Raw genomic sequence first — 17765 nt, forward strand, 5'->3', positions numbered from 1 at the left:
CGTAGTTCACGGGCCGGTGCGGACGTGACGGACGTCACCCGCCAGCACGTGGTGCGGGCGTCCGTCGGCGGTCGCGACGACAAGCCCGCCGTCGGCGTCGAGGCCTTCCGCGACGCCGACGACCTCCTCGCCGCCGGGCAGCTCGACCCGGACCGCGGACCCGAGCGTCGCGCACACCGCGGCCACCTCGTCCGCGAGGCCGGACGCGTGCGCGTCGCCGTCCGCGTCGCGCCACCGGGCCGCGACGTCGTCGAGGGCGGTGACGAGGGCGACGAGCAAGGTCTCGCGCGCGACGTGGTGCGCGCCCGCGAGCGCGAGGGACGTCGCGTGCGGCACGGGGAGCTCGTCGGCGGTCTGCGCGACGTTGAGGCCGATCCCGACGACGACCGCGGGGTCCGTGCCGGGCGGGGTCGGGACGACCTCCGTCAGGATCCCGCCGATCTTGCGCGCCGCCCCCCAGCCGGGCACCTCGGTGTCGGCGGGGACGAGCACGTCGTTGGGCCACTTGAGCACCGCGGGGACCCCGGCGGTCGCGCGGACGGCCGTCACCGCCCCGAGGCCCGCGAGCAGCGGCAGCCAGCCGAGCGTGCGCGCCGGAACCCGGGGCCGGGCGACGAAGCTGCAGGTCAGCGCCGTCCGGGGAGGCGTCTCCCAGCCCCGGCCCGCGCGGCCGCGGCCCGCGTCCTGGTGGTCGGCGACGAGCACGCTGCCGTGCGGCCACGCGTCGGGGTCGGCCCGCACGGCCGCGACCGCGTCCGCGTTCGTCGAGCCCGTGCGGGCCACGACGTCCACGCGGGCGAGCGGACCCGCCGGGAGCAGCAGCAGGGAGCGCAGCGCGTCGGCGTCGAGCGGCCGCCGCTCCCCCGCGTCCGGGCCGGTGCGGCCGGGGCCGTCCGCCGGCGTGGCAGGGGACGGCACGGCGGGGCGAGTCATGCCGACATGATGACGCCCCCACCACGCGGCCGCCCGATCGTTGTGGGGTCCCGACGACCCGACGGTCCGAACACGGTCATCGACCTGCACGTGCCTGGAGGGGTTCCACAACTAGCCTCGTCGGGTGACCACGACCGACCAGACAGGCGCCACCCCGCCCGGCACCGCCCCGCGCGGCACCGCGGCCCGCCTCGCCGACCTCGCGGACCGCACCCGTGCCGCCGAGGCCGCCGAGCAGGCGGCGGCCGACAAGCAGCACGCCCGCGGCAAGAAGACGGCCCGCGAGCGCATCGAGGCGCTGCTCGACCCGGGCTCGTTCACCGAGCTCGACGCGCTCGTGCGGCACCGCTCGACGAACTTCGGCCTGGACAAGAAGCGGATCCCCGGCGACGGCGTCGTCACGGGGTTCGGCACCGTCGACGGCCGCCAGGTGTGCGTGTACTCGCAGGACTTCACGGTCTTCGGCGGCAGCCTCGGCGAGGTGCACGGCCAGAAGATCACCAAGGTCATGGACCTCGCGCTGCGCACGGGCGTCCCGCTCGTCGGCATCAGCGACGGCGGCGGGGCGCGCATCCAGGAGGGCGTCGCGGGCCTCACGCAGTTCGCGGAGATCTTCCGCCGCAACGTCGCCGCGTCCGGCGTGATCCCGCAGATCAGCCTCATCCTCGGCCCGTCCGCGGGCGGTGCGGTGTACTCCCCCGCGCTCACCGACTTCATCGTGATGGCGGACGGCACGTCCAACATGTTCATCACGGGCCCGGACGTCATCCGCGCGGTCACGGGCGAGGACGTCGGCTTCGAGGAGCTCGGCGGCGCGACGACGCACAGCACGCGCTCGGGCGTCGCGCACTACATGGCGTCCGACGAGGACGACGCGATCGACTACGTGCGCTCGTTGCTGTCGTACCTGCCGCAGAACAACCTCACGGACCCGCCGACGTTCCCGCACGAGGCACCGCTCGAGGTCACCGAGGACGACGAGGCGCTCGACGCGATCGTCCCCGACTCCGACACCCAGCCGTACGACATGCGGACGGTCGTGGAGCACGTGCTCGACGACGGCGTCCTGCTGGAGATCCAGCCGCTGTACGCGCAGAACGTGCTCATCGGGTTCGGGCACGTCGAGGGGCACCCCGTCGGCGTCGTCGCGAACCAGCCGATGGCGATGGCGGGCACGCTCGACATCAACGCCGCGGAGAAGGCGGCCCGGTTCGTGCGGACGTGCGACGCGTTCAACGTCCCCGTGCTGACGTTCGTCGACGTGCCGGGCTTCCTGCCGGGCACCGACCAGGAGTGGAACGGCATCATCCGACGCGGCGCGAAGCTCATCTACGCGTACGCGGAGGCGACGGTCCCGCTGGTCACGGTGATCACGCGCAAGGCGTACGGTGGCGCGTACATCGTCATGGGGTCCAAGCAGCTGGGCGCCGACGTCAACCTCGCCTGGCCGACGGCGCAGATCGCCGTGATGGGCGCCGGCGGTGCCGTGAACATCCTGCAGCGCGGGGCGCTCAAGACGGTCGCGGACGCGGGCGGGGACGTCGAGGCCGAGCGGCGGCGCCTCACGGCGGAGTACGAGGAGGCGATCGTCAACCCGTGGGACGCGGCGGACCGCGGCTACGTGGACGCCGTCATCGCCCCCTCGCAGACCCGGTCGGAGATCACGCGCGCGCTGCGACTGCTGCGCACCAAGCGCGCGAGCCTGCCGCCCAAGAAGCACGGCAACATCCCGCTGTGACCCCGGAGGACGCGTGAGCGAGCACGACCACGACGAGCACACCCACGGCGGCGAGCCCCTGCAGGGGGTCGACGCGGCCGACCTGCACGCGGCCGTCGACCGGCTGACGACGGCGCTGCACTCCTACGTCGAGACGGCGGTGGGCGTGCGGGCGGAGTTCGGTGCGCACGAGGCCGACGAGGACCCGCGGGTGCTGTCGCTGGAGTCCGAGATCGGCGGCCTGAACGCGCAGCTGTACGACCTGCTGCACACGCGGCTCGGCCTGCACGCGGACCTCACGGGCATGTCGTGGGGCGACGAGGAGGAGCAGGACGCCGACGCGCCGCCGGCACCCGCGGACGTCGACACGTTCCACATGGGGTTCGTCGTCGGCCCGCCGACCGGACCGTCGGACCTGTCGCTGGAGTCGGTCCTCGACCTCGTCGACGCGGGCGGTGCGGACATCGCGCAGCGGCTCGTCGACGCGGGCTTCGAGGTGAGCGAGTGGGGCGTGTCGCGCGGCGCCCCGGTGCTGTTCGAGGAGGACGACACCGAGGAGGACGGGTGAGCACCGACGGCGCCCACGTGCACGTCGTCCGGGGCGCGCCGGACGAGGTCGAGCTCGCGGCGCTGGTCGCCGGGCTCGTCGCCGCGTCGCAGGACGCCCACGGCGTCGACGAGCACACCGCCCCGGCGTCCGCATGGTCGGACCGCCGTCGCACGGTGCGCGGCCCCGTCGGCCTGCACCCGGGGCCGGACGCGTGGCGCTGGAGCCTGCGGGGCTGACGTCGCCCGACCGGCCGCCCGAACCGCCGGAACCCGACGTACCCGCGAGTAGGGTCGTCCGGGTGACGACGACGCCCCACCCCAGCGGTCCCCGCCAGCCCACCCCCATCGACGCGGTCGCGGAGGCCCACGTCGACGCCGCCGCGACGCTGAACCCGCTCGACGCGACGGCCATGGGCCTGCCCGGCCACGAGCACGAGATGACCGACCTGTCCCCCGCGGGCCACGACGCGCGCGCGGACCTCGCGCGTTCGACGCTCGTCGCGCTCGACGGCCTCGCGCCGGTCGACGCGGTCGACGAGGTGACGCTGGCCGCGATGCGCGAGCGTCTCGGCCTCGAGCTCGAGCTGCACGACGCCGGGGAGCACCTGCGCGACCTCAACAACATCGCCTCGCCCGTGCAGGGCCTGCGCGACGTGTTCGACATCATGGCGACGTCCTCGGTCGAGGACTGGGAGAACGTCGCCGCGCGCCTCAACGCCCTGCCGGGCGCGGTCGACGGGTACGTCGAGTCGCTGCGGCTCGCGGCGTCCCGCGGCGACGTCGCGGCGGTCCGGCAGGTCGAGGAGGCCGTGCGCCAGGCGCTCGAGCTCGCCGACCCGCAGACGTCGTTCTTCACGTCGTTCGTCGCGGGTGCGGACGTGGACGCCGCGCTCGACGAGTCGTCCGCGTGCGCGCTCGTGCGTGCCGAGCTGGAGCGCGGCGCGGTCGCCGCCCGCGAGGCGTACGGGACGCTCGCGACGTTCCTGCGCGACGAGCTCGCCCCGCGCGCGCCCCAGGAGGACGCGGTCGGGCGCGACCGGTACGCGCTGTTCTCGCGCGCGTTCCTCGGTGCTGCCGTCGACCTCGAGGAGACGTACCGCTGGGGCGTCGAGGAGCTCGCCCGCGTCGTCGCCGAGCAGCAGGCCGTCGCCGAGCAGATCGCCGGGCCGGGCGCGAGCGTCGAGCAGGCGGTCGCCGCCCTCGACGCGGACCCGGCGCGCCAGCTGCACGGCACCGAGGCGCTGCGCGCGTGGATGCAGGAGACGTCGGACGCCGCGATCGACGCGCTCGACGGGGTCCACTTCACGATCCCCGAGGCGCTGCGCACCCTGGAGTGCCGCATCGCGCCCACGCAGACGGGCGGCATCTACTACACCGGCCCGAGCGACGACTTCTCCCGCCCCGGCCGCATGTGGTGGTCGGTGCCCGCGGACGTGACGACGTTCGGGACGTGGCGCGAGAAGACGACCGTCTACCACGAGGGCGTCCCGGGCCACCACCTGCAGATCGGCCAGGCCGTCGCCGCGCGCGACACCCTCAACCGCTGGCGCCGCCTCGCGTGCTGGACCTCCGGGTTCGGCGAGGGCTGGGCGCTGTACGCCGAGCGGCTCATGGCCGACCTGGGCTTCCTCGACGACCCGGGCGACCGGTTCGGGATGCTCGACAGCCAGCGCCTGCGCGCTGCACGCGTCGTCTTCGACATCGGGGTGCACCTGGGGCTGCCCGCGCCCGCCGAGTGGGGCGGCGGCACGTGGGACGCCGACAAGGGCTGGGAGCTCCTGCGCGCGAACGTCAACATGCCCGAGTCGTCGGTCCGCTTCGAGTGGATGCGCTACCTGGGCTGGCCGGGCCAGGCGCCCTCGTACAAGGTCGGCCAGCGGCTGTGGGAGCAGACGCGCGACGAGGCGGCGGGCACCGCCCGCACGCGCGGCGAGGGCTTCGACCTGCGCGCGTTCCACGCGTCCGCGCTCGACCTGGGTGCGCTGCCGCTCGACGTCCTCAAGCAGGTGTTCGCGACGGCGTGACGCCGTGACGCGCGAGGGGCGGGCACCCGGTCGGTGCCCGCCCCTCGCGTCGTCGCCGTCCGTTCGGCGTCAGAGCAGCGACCAGCCGTAGCCGAAGAACACGACGGCGGCGAGCGCGACCAGCACCGCGACCGTCACGAACCAGTCGTTGCCCGCCGCGACGAACCTGCGGGCCGCAGGCCCCCACCTGCCGGGCAGCGTGAGGTGCCCGTCGCGCACGTTGATGCGCGTCAGGCCGGCCCACACCAACGTCGTCGTCACGGTGATGAGCAGGCACCACGGGCACAGCGCCTTGATGTCGGTGTACGCCTCGTAGAACAGCCACCACGCGAACAGCAGGCCCGCGGTGTAGACGACCTCCGCCGCGCGCATGTACCAGCGCGGGAACACCACGCCGCCGATGAGCGCGACCGCCATCGTCAGGACGACGGCCTCCGCGGCGATGCCGAGGAAGGCGTTGGGGAAGCCGAACAGCGACGCCTGCCACGTCTTCGCCACGGTCGCGCAGTTGATCACCGCGTTGAGGCTGCAGCCAAGCTTCGCGTCCGCGTCGCCCGCCAGGATGACCGCCTCGATCGACAGGACGAACGACGTGTAGAGCCCGATCGCGCCCGAGACGGCCATCTCGATCGCGGTGCGCCGCCGCCACGCCGCGGGGGCGGGGCGCAGCAGGTCGGGGTCCTCGTCGACGGCGTCGTCCAGGAGGTCGTCCTCCCAGCCGTCGCCCTCGAGCTCGTCGTGCGCCGCGCCGTCGACGGTCCCGACGGCGTCGCGCGGTCCGTCCCCGCCGCGCGCCGTGGGGCTGGTCGCCTCGTTCACTGGGCCTCCTCGGGTGTCGGCACGAGACCGCCGCGTCGCCGCTCGTGCCACAGGTGCCTGCCATTGTGCCCCGCCGTGCTGTACGTCCGGACCCGACCTCGGTCCCGGTCGGGCCCGCGCGGACCGCCGCGGCTAGGCTCGCGCGTCGTGACCCGCCTGCTCCTCGCCTCCGCGTCCCCCGCCCGCCGCGCGACCCTCGCGTCCGCCGGCATCGACCCGCTCGTCGTCGTGTCGTCCGTCGACGAGCCGGCCGTCCTCGCGGCCGCAGCCGAGCGCTTCGGCACCCTCGAGCCCGCCGACGCGGTCCTCGTGCTCGCGCAGGCCAAGGTCGAGGACGTCGCGCGCGCGATCGCGGCCGGCACGCCCGAGGAGCTCGCCGACGCGGACGACCTGGTGCTGCTGGGGTGCGACTCGATGCTGGAGCTCGACGGCGAGGTGCTGGGCCGCCCGGCCGACGCCGGGGACGCGGTGCGGCGCTGGCACGCGATGCGGGGCCGTACGGGCGTGCTGCACACGGGGCACTGGGTCGTCGACGAGCGCGCGACGCCCGACGAGGGCGGCGTGGGCACCCGCGGGACCCTGGGCGCCACGTCCTCGACGGTCGTGCACTTCGCGGACCTCTCCGACGAGGAGGTCGCGGCGTACGTGGCGACCGGCGAGCCGCTCGCGGTGGCGGGCTCGTTCACGGTCGACGGGCTCGGCGGACCCTTCGTCGAGCGCATCGAGGGCGACCACCACGGCGTCGTGGGGGTGTCGCTGCCCCTGCTGCGCGAGCTTCTCGGCGAGATCGGCGTGAGCATCCCGAGCCTGTGGCGCACCGCCTGACGGCACCCGCGGTTGTGCCGACCGGACAACCGGCGGCGCGCACGACCCCCCTGACGCGACCCGCGTCGTCGGATCCCTACAAGAACCCGGGCGCGGCCGTTGGGCGGTTCCCCAATCTTGCGCGGGCGCCGCGGACGGACCCCGAGCGGCCGGGTGCCGCACGTTACGGTGGACCGTGCCCGTGATCTCCAAGGTCCTCATCGCGAACCGCGGTGAGATCGCCGTCCGCATCGCCCGCGCCTGCCGAGACGCCCGGATCGGGTCCGTGGCCGTCTACTCCGACCCCGACCGCGAGGCCCTGCACGTGCGCGTCGCCGACGAGGCGTTCGCGCTCGGCGGCGCCCGCGCGGCCGAGACGTACCTCGTGGTCGACAAGCTGCTCGACGTGGCCCGCCGCTCGGGCGCCGACGCCGTGCACCCCGGGTACGGGTTCCTCGCCGAGAACGCCGACTTCGCGCGCGCCGTCATCGAGGCGGGCCTCGTGTGGATCGGACCGCCGCCGTCGGCGATCGAGTCGCTCGGAGACAAGGTCAGCGCCCGGCACATCGCGCAGCGCGCCGGCGCCCCCCTCGTGCCCGGCACGGCCGACCCGGTCGCGGGCGTCGACGAGATCCACGCGTTCGTCGCCGAGCACGGCCTGCCCGTCGCGATCAAGGCGGCCTTCGGCGGTGGCGGCCGCGGCCTGAAGGTCGTGCGGTCCGCCGACGAGATCGACGAGGCCTACGAGTCGGCGGTGCGCGAGGCCGTGGCCGCCTTCGGCCGCGGCGAGTGCTTCGTCGAGCGGTACCTGGACAAGCCGCGGCACGTCGAGACGCAGTGCCTGGCCGACCAGCACGGCACGGTCGTCGTCGTGTCGACGCGCGACTGCTCCCTGCAGCGCCGGCACCAGAAGCTCGTCGAGGAGGCGCCCGCGCCGTTCCTCACCGACGCGCAGCGCACGCAGCTCGTGGAGTCGAGCGTCGCGATCCTGCGCGAGGCGGGCTACGTCGGCGCGGGGACGTGCGAGTTCCTCGTCGGCGCCGACGGCACGGTGTCGTTCCTCGAGGTCAACACGCGTCTGCAGGTCGAGCACCCCGTCACGGAGGAGATCAGCGGCATCGACCTGGTGCGCGAGCAGCTGCGCGTCGCGGCGGGCGAGCCGCTCGGGTACGACCACGTCGAGACACGCGGCCACTCGCTCGAGTTCCGGATCAACGGCGAGGACCCGGCCCGCGGCTTCCTGCCCGCCCCGGGCCGGATCACGACGCTGCGCTTCCCGTCGGGGCCGGGCGTGCGGGTCGACTCGGGCGTGGTCGAGGGCGACAGCGTCTCCGGCCTCTACGACTCGATGATCGCCAAGCTCGTCGTCACCGGCGCGACCCGCACGCAGGCCGTCGAGCGGGCGCGGCGCGCGCTCGCCGAGATCGAGGTCGTCGGCATCCCGACCGTCGTGCCGTTCCACCGTGCGGTGCTCGACGCCCCGGAGTTCGCGCCCGCGGACCCGGCCCAGCCGTTCTCGGTGCACACCCGCTGGATCGAGACCGAGTTCGCGGACCGGCTCGGCGCGCTCGGCGCGACGCCCGCCGCACCTGCCGACGAGGACGAGGACGCGCCGGCGCTCGAGCGCGTGGTCGTCGAGGTCGGCGGCAAGCGGCTCGAGGTCGTGCTGCCCGCGGCGCTCGCGCTGGGCCGCGGACCCGGCGGGGGCGGACGCCCGACGGGCCGCGCGGGCGCGTCCGGACCGGCCGGGCCGCGCCGCCCCGTGCGGCGCTCCGCCGCGAAGGCGGGCGGCGGCAGCAACGGCACGACGCTCGCGTCGCCCATGCAGGGCACGATCGTCAAGGTCGCGGTCGCCGAGGGCGCCCAGGTCGCCGAGGGCGACCTCGTCGTCGTGCTCGAGGCGATGAAGATGGAGCAGCCGCTCGTCGCGCACCGCGCCGGCACCGTCACAGGCCTCGCGGCGGGCGTCGGGTCGAGCGTGAGCGCGGGCACGGCCATCTGCGAGATCGTCGGCTGACGGCCCGTGCAGGACGCCGTGCCCGCCGAGGACGCGGGCACGGTCCTGCCCGCGTCCGGTCCGGCCGGGATCCCGCCCGGCGCGGCGCACCACCGGACCGCGGGCGACGGCTGGGTGCAGTGCGCGTGCGGCCGCCGGCACTGGGGACGCCTCGGCGCGGCCGGGCTGCTGCTGGCCCGCCGGGACGCCGCGGGCGAGCCCGTGGCCGTCGTGCTGCAGCACCGCGCGCCGTGGAGCGACCAGGGCGGCACCTGGGGGGTCCCGGGCGGCGCGCTCGCCCCGGAGGAGGCGCCCGAGGACGGCGCGCTCCGGGAGGCCGCCGAGGAGGCGGGGATCGACCCCGGGCACGTGCGCGTGCTCGGCACCGTCGAGCTGGTCCACCCCGACTGGTCGTACACCACGGTGCTCGCCGACGAGCACGAGCCCGTGACGCCGTCGGCGACGGACGCCGAGAGCGTCGAGGTACGCTGGGTGCCCGTCGGGGACGTCGTGGCTCTGCCCCTGCTGCCCGCGTTCGCCGACGCGTGGCCGGACCTGCTGGACCGCCTGCGCCGGTCCGGCCGCTGAGCCGACTCCCCCCAGGGCTGCGCCCCGGGGGTGAGCGTCGGGTGAGCGGGCTCACAGCCCGGGGCGGTGGGACACCGTCGCGCGGGAACCGTGGGCGGGAGTATCGTCGCGCCCCGGTGAGGTAAGGCTCACCTTCTCGATCCCGACGGAAGAGCCCATGGTCGCCAACTACCTCATCGGCCTGCGCGAGGGCCTCGAGGCCGCGCTCGTCGTGAGCATCCTCGTCGCCTACCTCGTGCGCACCGAGCGCCGCCACCTGCTGCCCGCGCTCTGGGCCGGGGTCGGCGCCGCGGTCGCCGCGTCGCTCGCGTTCGGCGCGCTGCTGACGTTCGGCCCGCAGGGGCTGTCGTTCGAGGCGCAGGAGGCGATCGGAGGCACGCTGTCGATCGTCGCCGTCGGCCTCATCACCTGGATGATCTTCTGGATGGCCCGCACCGCGCGCCACCTCAAGTCCGACCTGCAGCACCGCCTCGACGACGCCGTCGCCGCGGGCCGCCGGGCCGTCGTCGTGATGGCGCTGCTCGCCGTCGGGCGCGAGGGGCTCGAGACCGCGCTGTTCCTGTGGGCCGGTGCGCAGGCCACGCGCGGCGGCGCGGGCGACGCGACCCCGCTGCTCGGCGCCGTGCTCGGCCTGCTCACCGCCGTGCTGCTCGGCTGGGCCCTCTACCGGGGCGCCGTCCACGTCGACCTGCGCCGGTTCTTCGCCTGGACCGGCCTGTTCCTCGTGCTCGTCGCCGCGGGCGTCCTGTCGTACGGCGTGCACGACCTGCAGGAGGCCCGCATCCTGCCCGGCCTGCACGACCTCGCGTTCGACGTCTCCGCCGCCGTCCCGCCGAGCAGCTGGTACGGGACCCTGCTCAAGGGCGTCCTCAACTTCTCCCCCGCGACCACCTGGCTCGAGGCGGCGGCGTGGCTCGCGTTCGCCGTGCCCACGCTCGTGCTGTTCGTGCGGACGACGTGGGGCGGCCCCGCCCGCCCGCCCGCCCCGCCCGCCGCGGCACCCGCACCGGCCGCGGCGCCCGCCCCCGCGGCCGGCTGACCCACCCGCCACCACGCCGCTGCCCAGCCGCGGCCCCCGCACCCACCGCCGCACCGCGCGGCGAGCCCCCACGAGGAGACCCATGTCCCACCGGCCGACCGCCGCGCTCGCCGCCGCCGCCGCCCTCGTCCTGCCCCTCGCCGCCGCGTGCGTCCCGAACGACCCGCCGGCCGACGACGCCACCACCGGCGCGGGCGCGATCACGGTCACCTCGACCGCCGACGCGTGCGACGTCTCCGCCGCGCAGGCACCGTCGGGCACGCTCACGTTCACCGTGACCAACGGCGGCGACGACGTCACCGAGTTCTACCTGCTCGGCGAGGACGGCCTGCGCGTCGTGTCCGAGGTGGAGAACATCGGCCCGGGCCTGAGCCGCGACCTCGTCGTGCAGGCGCGGCCCGGCACCTACTGGACCGCGTGCAAGCCGGGGATGGTCGGCGACGGCATCCGCGCCGAGTTCGTCGTCACGGACTCCGGCACCGACGTCGGCCCGACGGGCGACGACGCCGAGCTGCTCGCACAGGGCGAGGCGTCGTACGTCGCGTACGTCAAGGACCAGGTCGGCGCGCTCGTCGCCGGCACGCAGCAGTTCGCCGACGCCTACGCCGCGGGCGACGACGCGACCGCGCGTGACCTGTACGCCGCGACGCGCGTGCACTGGGAGCGTGTGGAGCCCGTCGCGGAGTCCTTCGGCGACCTGGACCCGCTGCTCGACCTGCGCGAGGCCGACGTCGAGGAGGGGGCCACCTGGACCGGCTGGCACCTCGTCGAGAAGGACCTGTGGCAGCCCGCGCCCGAGGCGAACGGCGGCGTCGTCTACACGCCGCTGACGCCCGAGCAGCGCCGCGCGGCCGCCGACGACATCGTCGCGAACACCGCCCGCCTGCAGGAGCAGGTCACCGACCCGGCGTTCACGTTCGAGGCGTTCCAGATCGCCAACGGCGCGAAGGAGCTGCTCGACGAGGTCGCGACGGGCAAGGTCACGGGCGAGGAGGAGATCTGGTCGCACACGGACCTGTGGGACTTCCAGGCGAACGTCGACGGCGCGCGCGTGGCCTACGAGGTGCTCGCGGACGTCGTGCAGGACCGCGACCCGGAGCTCGCCGACCTCCTCGACGAGCGGTTCGAGGAGCTGCAGGACCTGCTCTCCGCGCAGGGGTCGGTCGAGGCAGGCTTCCCGTCGTACGACACCCTGACCGACGAGCAGGTGCGCGAGCTCGCCGGCGCGGTCGACGCGCTCTCCGAGCCGCTGTCGCGCCTGACCAGCACGGTCACGGGCGCCTGAGGCCGCGATGACGACGCCGGACGACGCGACGCACCAGGCCCCCGAGACGGGTCTGTCGCGCCGCGCGCTGCTGGGCCTCGGCGGCGGGATCGCGGCGGTCGCCGCCGCCGCGGGCTTCGGCGCCGCGCGCGGGACCGCGGCCGCGGCGGCCCCGTCGGCCGCACCGCAGCCCGGCACGTTCGCGTTCACGGGTGCGCACCAGGCCGGCGTCGTCACACCCGCGCAGGACCGCCTCTACCTCGCGGCGTTCGACGTCACGACGGACTCCCGCGAGGAGCTCGTCGCGCTGCTGCGCCGCTGGACGACGATCGCGGCCCGGCTCACGCAGGGCCTGCCCGCCGGCCCGCTGGGCCCCGCGTCCGGGCCGTACGACGCGCCGCCCGACGACACCGGCGAGGCGGCCGACCTGCCGCCCGCCGGGCTCACGCTGACCTTCGGGTTCGGCCGCTCGCTGTTCGTCGGCACCCCCGGACCGGACGGCACGCCCGGCACGGACCGGTTCGGTCTCGCGGACCGCCTGCCCGGCGGCCTCGTCGTCCTGCCGCACTTCTCGGCCGACGACCTCGACCCCGCCCGCAGCGACGGCGACCTCGTGGTGCAGGCGTGCGCGGACGACCCGCAGGTGGCGGTGCACGCGATCCGGAACCTGTCCCGGGCGGCGTTCGGCGCGGCGACGATCCGCTGGACGCAGCTCGGGTACGGCCGGACGTCGTCCACGACGACGGCGCAGCGCACGCCGCGCAACCTGTTCGGCTTCAAGGACGGGACCGCGAACGTCAAGGCCGAGGAGGAGGACGCGCTCGCGGCGCACGTGTGGGTCCCCGCCGACGCGGCCGACGCCGACGCCGCCGACGGGGTCGACTCCGCGTGGCTCACGGGCGGCACGTACCTCGTCGCGCGGCGCATCCGCATGACCATCGAGACGTGGGACCGCACGTCGCTGCGCGAGCAGGAGACCCTCGTCGGCCGGACCAAGGGCGAGGGCGCCCCGCTGTCGGGCGGCACCGAGCACTCCGAGCCGGACTTCACGGCGACGGGACGCGGCGGAGCACCGCTCATCGCGGCGAACAGCCACGTGCGGCTCGCGCACCCCGACCAGAACGACGGCGTGCGGATGCTGCGGCGTGGCTACAACTTCACGGACGGCAACGACGCGCTCGGCCGCCTCGACGCGGGGCTGTTCTTCCTCGCGTTCGTGCGGGACCCGCGCACGCACTTCATCCCGATGCAGTCGAGGCTGTCCGCGCAGGACGGGCTGATGGAGTACCTCGAGCACACCGGCTCGGGGCTGTTCGCCGTGCCGCGGGGTGTTCCGGACGGCGCGCTCGTGCTCGGTGCCGACGGCACCCCGGCGACCACGGACGACAGCCCGTTCGTCGGCCAGGACCTGTTCGCCTGACGGCTCGCACGGTCGGCGCCCGGCACCGCTGCGGGCGCGGTAGCGTGCCGCGCGTGAGCACCACCGCCCGTCCCGGCCCCCCGCCCACCACCCCGCCGGACGCCGGGACCGCGACGCGCGTGTGGCTCGTGGCCGCGCTGACGCTCGCCGGGCTCGAGGCGGTCCGGGCGAGCGGACCGTTCCTCGACCGCTGGTTCGCGGTCGGCACCGTCGCGGCGGGCGGGGCGGCCGTCGTGACGTACGCGGGCGCGGGCCTTGTCACGGCGGGCCTGCTGACCGTCCTGCGACGGCGCGCGGGGCTCCCGGACGGCCGCACGCTGCTCGTCGGCGCGGGCGTGCTCGCCGCGCTCCGCGTGGCCCTGCAGGCGCTCGACGGGCTCGCGCTCGACGTCGTCGGCCTGGTCACGGTCGCGGTCGCGGTCGCGCTGCTGACGCTCGCCGTGGGGCACGTCGCGGGTCGCCCGGGCGGTCCGCGGCAGGCCGCGACCGGTCTGGTCGTGGGCGGCGCGCTGTCCGTCGCCCTGCAGCTCCTGCTCGGCACGTGGGACGCCGTGTGGCGGTCGTCGGCCGCCGGGTGGGTCGTGGCTCTCGTGGTGGCCGCCGCTCCGTTCGCCGCGCGGCGCGGGCTCCTCGACGTGCACGCGTCCCCCGAGCCGGCCGGGCGGCCGCGTCGGCTGTGGGCCCTCGGCCCGTACCTCGCCGTCGCGGCGATGCTGCTCGCGAACCCGGCGTTCGCCGCGAGCCAGGCCGACGTGCCGCTCGACGCCGCTGGGCTCGTGCTCGTGGGGTCGGCGGTGCTGGGCGCGTGGCCGCTCCTGCGCCCCGACGTGTGGCCCGCGGCCGTGCGGGTCGCCGCCGCGGTGGTGCTCGTGCTCGGCGTCGCGACGGCGCTGCTCGCGACGGGCCCGGTCGCGCTCGCGGCGCTCGCCGTCGCGCAGGTCTGCGCCGGGGTGGTCCTCGCGACCGTCCTCAGCACCCGCCGCCCCGCGCCGCCCGGGATCCCCCGCACCGCCCTGTCGACGGCGGGCGCCGGGCTCGGGCTCGTCCTGACGCTGCTGCTCTACATGCTCGACTACGACGTGCCGCTGCCGGTGGACAACGCGTGGGTCGTCGTCGCCGCGGCGGTGGTGCTCGCGCTCGCGGGGCTGCGCCGCCGGACCCCGCCCGTGCCGGCCGCCGCGGTCGTCGAGGCGCCGCCGGTCGACCGCGAGCCCGTCCCGGCGCGCGTCAACCCCGTCCGGTGGCTGCTCGTGCCCGCGGTCGTCGTGGCCGTCGTGGGCGTGCTCGTCGGCGGGCGCGGCTGGAGCACCACGGGCCCCCAGGTTCCCGCGGCGGCGGCCGACGACGGCACGCTCACGGTCGTCGACTGGAACCTGCACTACGGCGTGAGCCCGCTGACGGCGGTCGACCTCGAGGCCGTCGCCCGCACCATCGAGGAGCAGGACCCCGACGTCGTGACGCTGCAGGAGGTGCAGCGCGGCTGGGTCTTCGGCGGTGGCAGCGACATGGCGACGTGGCTCGCGCACCGGCTCGGCATGACGGTGCGCTTCGCGCCGGCGGCCGACCGGCAGTTCGGCAACGCGGTCCTCGCCCGCTCGGGGCTGACCGACGTGGCCGTGCACCCGCTGCCCTACGGGCAGGGTCCGCAGGAGCGGTCCGCGCTGTCCGCGACCCTCACGACGGCCGACGGCGGCACCGTCCGTGTCACGTCCGTGCACCTGCAGCACCGCGAGTCCGCGACCCCGACGCGCCTGGCGCAGCTGGACGCGCTGCTCGCGGCCGAGCGCGTCGACGGCCCCGCGCTGCTCGCGGGCGACCTCAACGCGACGCCGGGCTCCCCCGAGCTGGACCTCCTGACGGGCGCGGGCTGGGTGAGCGCGGTCGACGCCGCCGGCGACGCGGACGCCACGACCCACCCGAGCACGGACCCCGAGCAGCGCATCGACTGGGTCCTCGGGCAGCGCGGGACGTTCACCGAGGCGACGGTCGGCACGTCGACGCTGTCCGACCACCTGCCGGTGACCGCACGCTGGCGCCCGGACGCCGGCTGACGCGAGCGCGTCGGCCGGCCGTGCACGCACCGGCCCCCACGACGTCCGCGGACGGGCGCCCGCGTCAGTCGACCGCGCGGTGCAGCATCCGGGCGACCTCGGCGATCGTGCCGGACATCGACGGGTAGACCGTCGAGGCGTCGGCGACCTGGTCGACCGTGAGCCGGTGCGTCACGGCGAGCGTCAGCGGGAAGATCGACTCGCTCGCCCGCGGGCCCACCACGACGGCGCCGAGGACGGTGCCCGTGCCGACGCCCGCGAACACCTTCACGAACCCGTCGTGGACGCCCAGCATCTTGGCGCGCGGGTTGCGCGCGAGCGGCAGCGTGCTGACGGAGTAGTCGACGCCCTCGGACCGCAGGAGCGCCTCGGAGGCGCCGACGGTCGCGATCTCGGGCGCCGTGAAGATGTTGGCGGACACCCCGCGCAGCGACAGCGGCTTCACGGCGTCGCCGAGCGCGTGGGACATCGCGATGCGCCCCTGCGTCGCCGCGACCGACGCGAGCGGGAGCACCCCCGTCACGTCGCCCGCCGCGTAGACGCCGCGCACGCTCGTGCGCGACACCTTGTCGACCTCGACGTGCCCGCTGGCCGTAAGCCGCACGCCGGCCTCCTCGAGCCCGAGCCCTGCCGTCGTCGGCACGGACCCGACCGCGAACAGCACGTGCGACGCGTCGAGCACGCGCCCGTCGGCGAGCGTGACCTCGACGCGGTCGCCCACGCGCCGCGCGCCCGCGGCCCGCGAGCGCGACAGGACGGTCATGCCGCGCGCCTTGAACACGTCCTCGAGGAGCTGCGCCGCGTCGGCGTCCTCGCCGGGCAGCACGCGCTCGCGCGACGACACGAGCGTGACGTCGGCCCCCAGCGACGTGTACGCGCCCGCGAACTCCGCGCCCGTGACGCCGGACCCGACGACGACGAGCTTCTCCGGGAGCTCCTGCAGGTCGTAGAGCTGGGTCCAGGTCAGGATCCGCTCGCCGTCGGGAACGGCCTCGGGCAGCACGCGCGGGGTCGCGCCCGTCGCGACGAGCACGACGTCGGCGTCGAGCGTCTCCTGCCCGCCGTCGGCGGTCGTGACCTCGACGCGCGAGGGACCGTCGAGCCGCGCGTGGCCGAGCACGGTGCGCACGCCCTCGCGGTCCAGCCGGCCACGGATGTCGGCGGACTGCGCGGCGGCGAGCGCCTTGACGCGCGCGTTCACGGCGGCCAGGTCGATGCTGTGCCGCGCGAGCGAACCGACACCCCCGGGCGCGACGGCCCCGGGAGGGGCGACGCCGTCGAGCCGGATGCCCAGCTCGGGCGCACGGTCGGCGATCGTCATCCACTCGGCGGTCGCGATGAGCGTCTTGGACGGCACGACGTCGGTGAGCACGGCGGCACCGCCGAGCCCCGCGCGCTCGACGACGGTGACGTCGGCGCCCAGGCGCCGGGCGACGAGAGCCGCCTCGTACCCGCCGGGGCCACCGCCCACGACGACGACACGGGGCGAGGCGGGACGGTCGGATGCCAGCGGTGCGGTGCTCACGGGGGCCCATTCTGCCTGCCGCGCCCTGCACGGGCCGGTCGACCGGCGGCGTTAGCCTTCGGGCATGAGCGACCTCACCGCCGTCCCGGACCTCGACGACCCCGCGACCGACCCGTTCGACGTCGCACGCGCCGCCGCGGAGCACATCGCGCAGGCCACCGGCGTTGCCCGGCACGACGTGGCCCTCGTGCTCGGCTCCGGCTGGGGAGGCGCGGCCGACCTGCTCGGGGAGACCGTCGCCGAGCTGCCCAGCACCGAGGTGCCCGGGTTCAGCGCGGCGGCCGTGGTGGGGCACGTCGGCACGATCCGCTCGATCCGCATCGCCGGCGGCGACGGGGCCGCCCCGAAGCACGCGCTCGTGCTCGGCTCGCGCACGCACCTGTACGAGGGCCGGGGGGTGCGGCGCGTCGTGCACGGGGTGCGCACGGCCGCGGCGACGGGCGCGTCGACGCTCGTGCTGACCAACGGGTGCGGCGGTCTCAACCCCGCGTGGGGCCCGGGCACGCCCGTCCTGATCTCGGACCACATCAACCTCACGGCCACCTCGCCGCTCGAGGGTGCGACGTTCGTCGACCTCACGGACCTGTACTCGGCGCGGCTGCGGGAGGTCGCGCGGTCGGTCGACCCCTCGCTCGACGAGGGCGTGTACGTGCAGTTCCGCGGCCCGCACTACGAGACGCCGGCGGAGGTCGCGATGGCGGGCCGGCTCGGCGGGGACCTCGTCGGCATGTCGACGACGCTCGAGGCGATCGCCGCCCGGCACGCCGGGCTCGAGGTGCTCGGCGTCTCCCTGGTGACCAACTTCGGCGCTGGGATCAGCGACCAGCCGCTGTCCCACACCGAGGTGCTCGAGGCGGGTGCGGCGGCCGGCCCGCGCATCAGCGCCCTCCTCGCGGAGGTCGTCCGGCGCGTCTGAGCGGTCCCCCGCAGGCCCCACGGCCCGTGTCCCGGCGCGTCGCTCGCGCGCGGGCACGGGCCGCCGCCGCGCCGGGACCTTCGACGACGCGGTCTCCGCCGCAGGCCAGTACGTTGGCCC

15 protein-coding genes are annotated in these 17765 nt (G+C 75.9%); 12 read left to right on the forward strand and 3 right to left on the reverse strand.

Translation table 11 applies throughout. From position 1 onward, the window contains the following. Positions 1-6: 6 nt before the first annotated feature. The gene (locus CELF_RS14325) at positions 7-933 is read right to left on the reverse strand and encodes a biotin--[acetyl-CoA-carboxylase] ligase (protein ID WP_013771987.1); all 927 of its coding nucleotides are present in this window, start codon (positions 931-933) and stop codon (positions 7-9) included. A gap of 124 nt (positions 934-1057) precedes the next feature. Between CELF_RS14325 and CELF_RS14330 the strand changes: the two genes are divergently transcribed. From CELF_RS14330 to CELF_RS14345, 4 genes are all read left to right on the forward strand, one after another. Continuing rightward, positions 1058-2671 (forward strand): acyl-CoA carboxylase subunit beta, encoded by a 1614-nt coding sequence (locus CELF_RS14330; RefSeq protein ID WP_013771988.1) that lies wholly within the window; start codon positions 1058-1060, stop codon positions 2669-2671. A 13-nt stretch (positions 2672-2684) separates the two neighbouring features. Then, positions 2685-3218 (forward strand): hypothetical protein, encoded by a 534-nt coding sequence (locus CELF_RS14335; protein ID WP_013771989.1) that lies wholly within the window; start codon positions 2685-2687, stop codon positions 3216-3218. Next, complete coding sequence (locus CELF_RS14340) at positions 3215-3436, forward strand: acyl-CoA carboxylase subunit epsilon (RefSeq protein WP_013771990.1); 222 nt, start codon at positions 3215-3217, stop codon at positions 3434-3436. The genes CELF_RS14335 and CELF_RS14340 overlap by 4 nt, the downstream gene beginning before the upstream one ends. Before the next feature lie 62 nt (positions 3437-3498). After that, positions 3499-5223 (forward strand): DUF885 domain-containing protein, encoded by a 1725-nt coding sequence (locus CELF_RS14345; RefSeq protein WP_013771991.1) that lies wholly within the window; start codon positions 3499-3501, stop codon positions 5221-5223. Positions 5224-5292: 69 nt separating this feature from the next. Here the strand turns inward: CELF_RS14345 and CELF_RS14350 are convergent, their stop codons facing one another. Further along, positions 5293-6042, reverse strand: a complete 750-nt coding sequence (locus CELF_RS14350) for a vitamin K epoxide reductase family protein (protein ID WP_013771992.1) — start codon at positions 6040-6042, stop codon at positions 5293-5295. A gap of 147 nt (positions 6043-6189) precedes the next feature. Here CELF_RS14350 and CELF_RS14355 point away from each other — a divergent pair, with 147 nt between their 5' ends. From CELF_RS14355 to CELF_RS14385, 7 genes are all read left to right on the forward strand, one after another. Then, positions 6190-6867: a Maf family protein gene (locus CELF_RS14355; protein WP_013771993.1), complete on the forward strand. Its 678-nt coding sequence runs from the start codon at positions 6190-6192 to the stop codon at positions 6865-6867. 175 nt (positions 6868-7042) lie between these two features. Continuing rightward, entirely contained in the window at positions 7043-8863 is a 1821-nt protein-coding gene (locus CELF_RS14360; RefSeq protein WP_041553550.1) for an acetyl/propionyl/methylcrotonyl-CoA carboxylase subunit alpha, read from the forward strand. Between the two features lie 18 nt (positions 8864-8881). Further along, complete coding sequence (locus tag CELF_RS14365) at positions 8882-9430, forward strand: NUDIX domain-containing protein (protein WP_013771995.1); 549 nt, start codon at positions 8882-8884, stop codon at positions 9428-9430. 157 nt (positions 9431-9587) lie between these two features. Further along, entirely contained in the window at positions 9588-10469 is an 882-nt protein-coding gene (gene efeU, locus CELF_RS14370) for an iron uptake transporter permease EfeU (RefSeq protein WP_013771996.1), read from the forward strand. A gap of 82 nt (positions 10470-10551) precedes the next feature. Then, positions 10552-11754 carry an iron uptake system protein EfeO gene (efeO, locus tag CELF_RS14375; RefSeq protein WP_013771997.1) on the forward strand — a complete coding sequence of 401 codons (1203 nt, stop codon included), beginning with the start codon at positions 10552-10554 and terminating at the stop codon, positions 11752-11754. Between the two features lie 7 nt (positions 11755-11761). Beyond that, positions 11762-13153: an iron uptake transporter deferrochelatase/peroxidase subunit gene (gene efeB / locus CELF_RS14380; RefSeq protein ID WP_013771998.1), complete on the forward strand. Its 1392-nt coding sequence runs from the start codon at positions 11762-11764 to the stop codon at positions 13151-13153. A 53-nt stretch (positions 13154-13206) separates the two neighbouring features. Next, a complete protein-coding gene (locus CELF_RS14385) occupies positions 13207-15204 on the forward strand; it encodes an endonuclease/exonuclease/phosphatase family protein (protein WP_157457165.1) in 1998 nt (665 codons plus the stop codon). 64 nt (positions 15205-15268) lie between these two features. Here CELF_RS14385 and CELF_RS14390 read toward each other — a convergent pair whose 3' ends face one another. After that, positions 15269-16729, reverse strand: a complete 1461-nt coding sequence (locus tag CELF_RS14390) for an NAD(P)H-quinone dehydrogenase (RefSeq protein ID WP_041553551.1) — start codon at positions 16727-16729, stop codon at positions 15269-15271. Positions 16730-16793: 64 nt separating this feature from the next. Between CELF_RS14390 and CELF_RS14395 the strand changes: the two genes are divergently transcribed. Next, positions 16794-17645 carry a purine-nucleoside phosphorylase gene (locus tag CELF_RS14395; protein ID WP_013772001.1) on the forward strand — a complete coding sequence of 284 codons (852 nt, stop codon included), beginning with the start codon at positions 16794-16796 and terminating at the stop codon, positions 17643-17645. The last annotated feature ends 120 nt before the right edge of the window (positions 17646-17765 follow it).

The sequence above is a fragment of the Cellulomonas fimi ATCC 484 genome (assembly GCF_000212695.1).
Lineage (GTDB): Bacteria > Actinomycetota > Actinomycetes > Actinomycetales > Cellulomonadaceae > Cellulomonas > Cellulomonas fimi.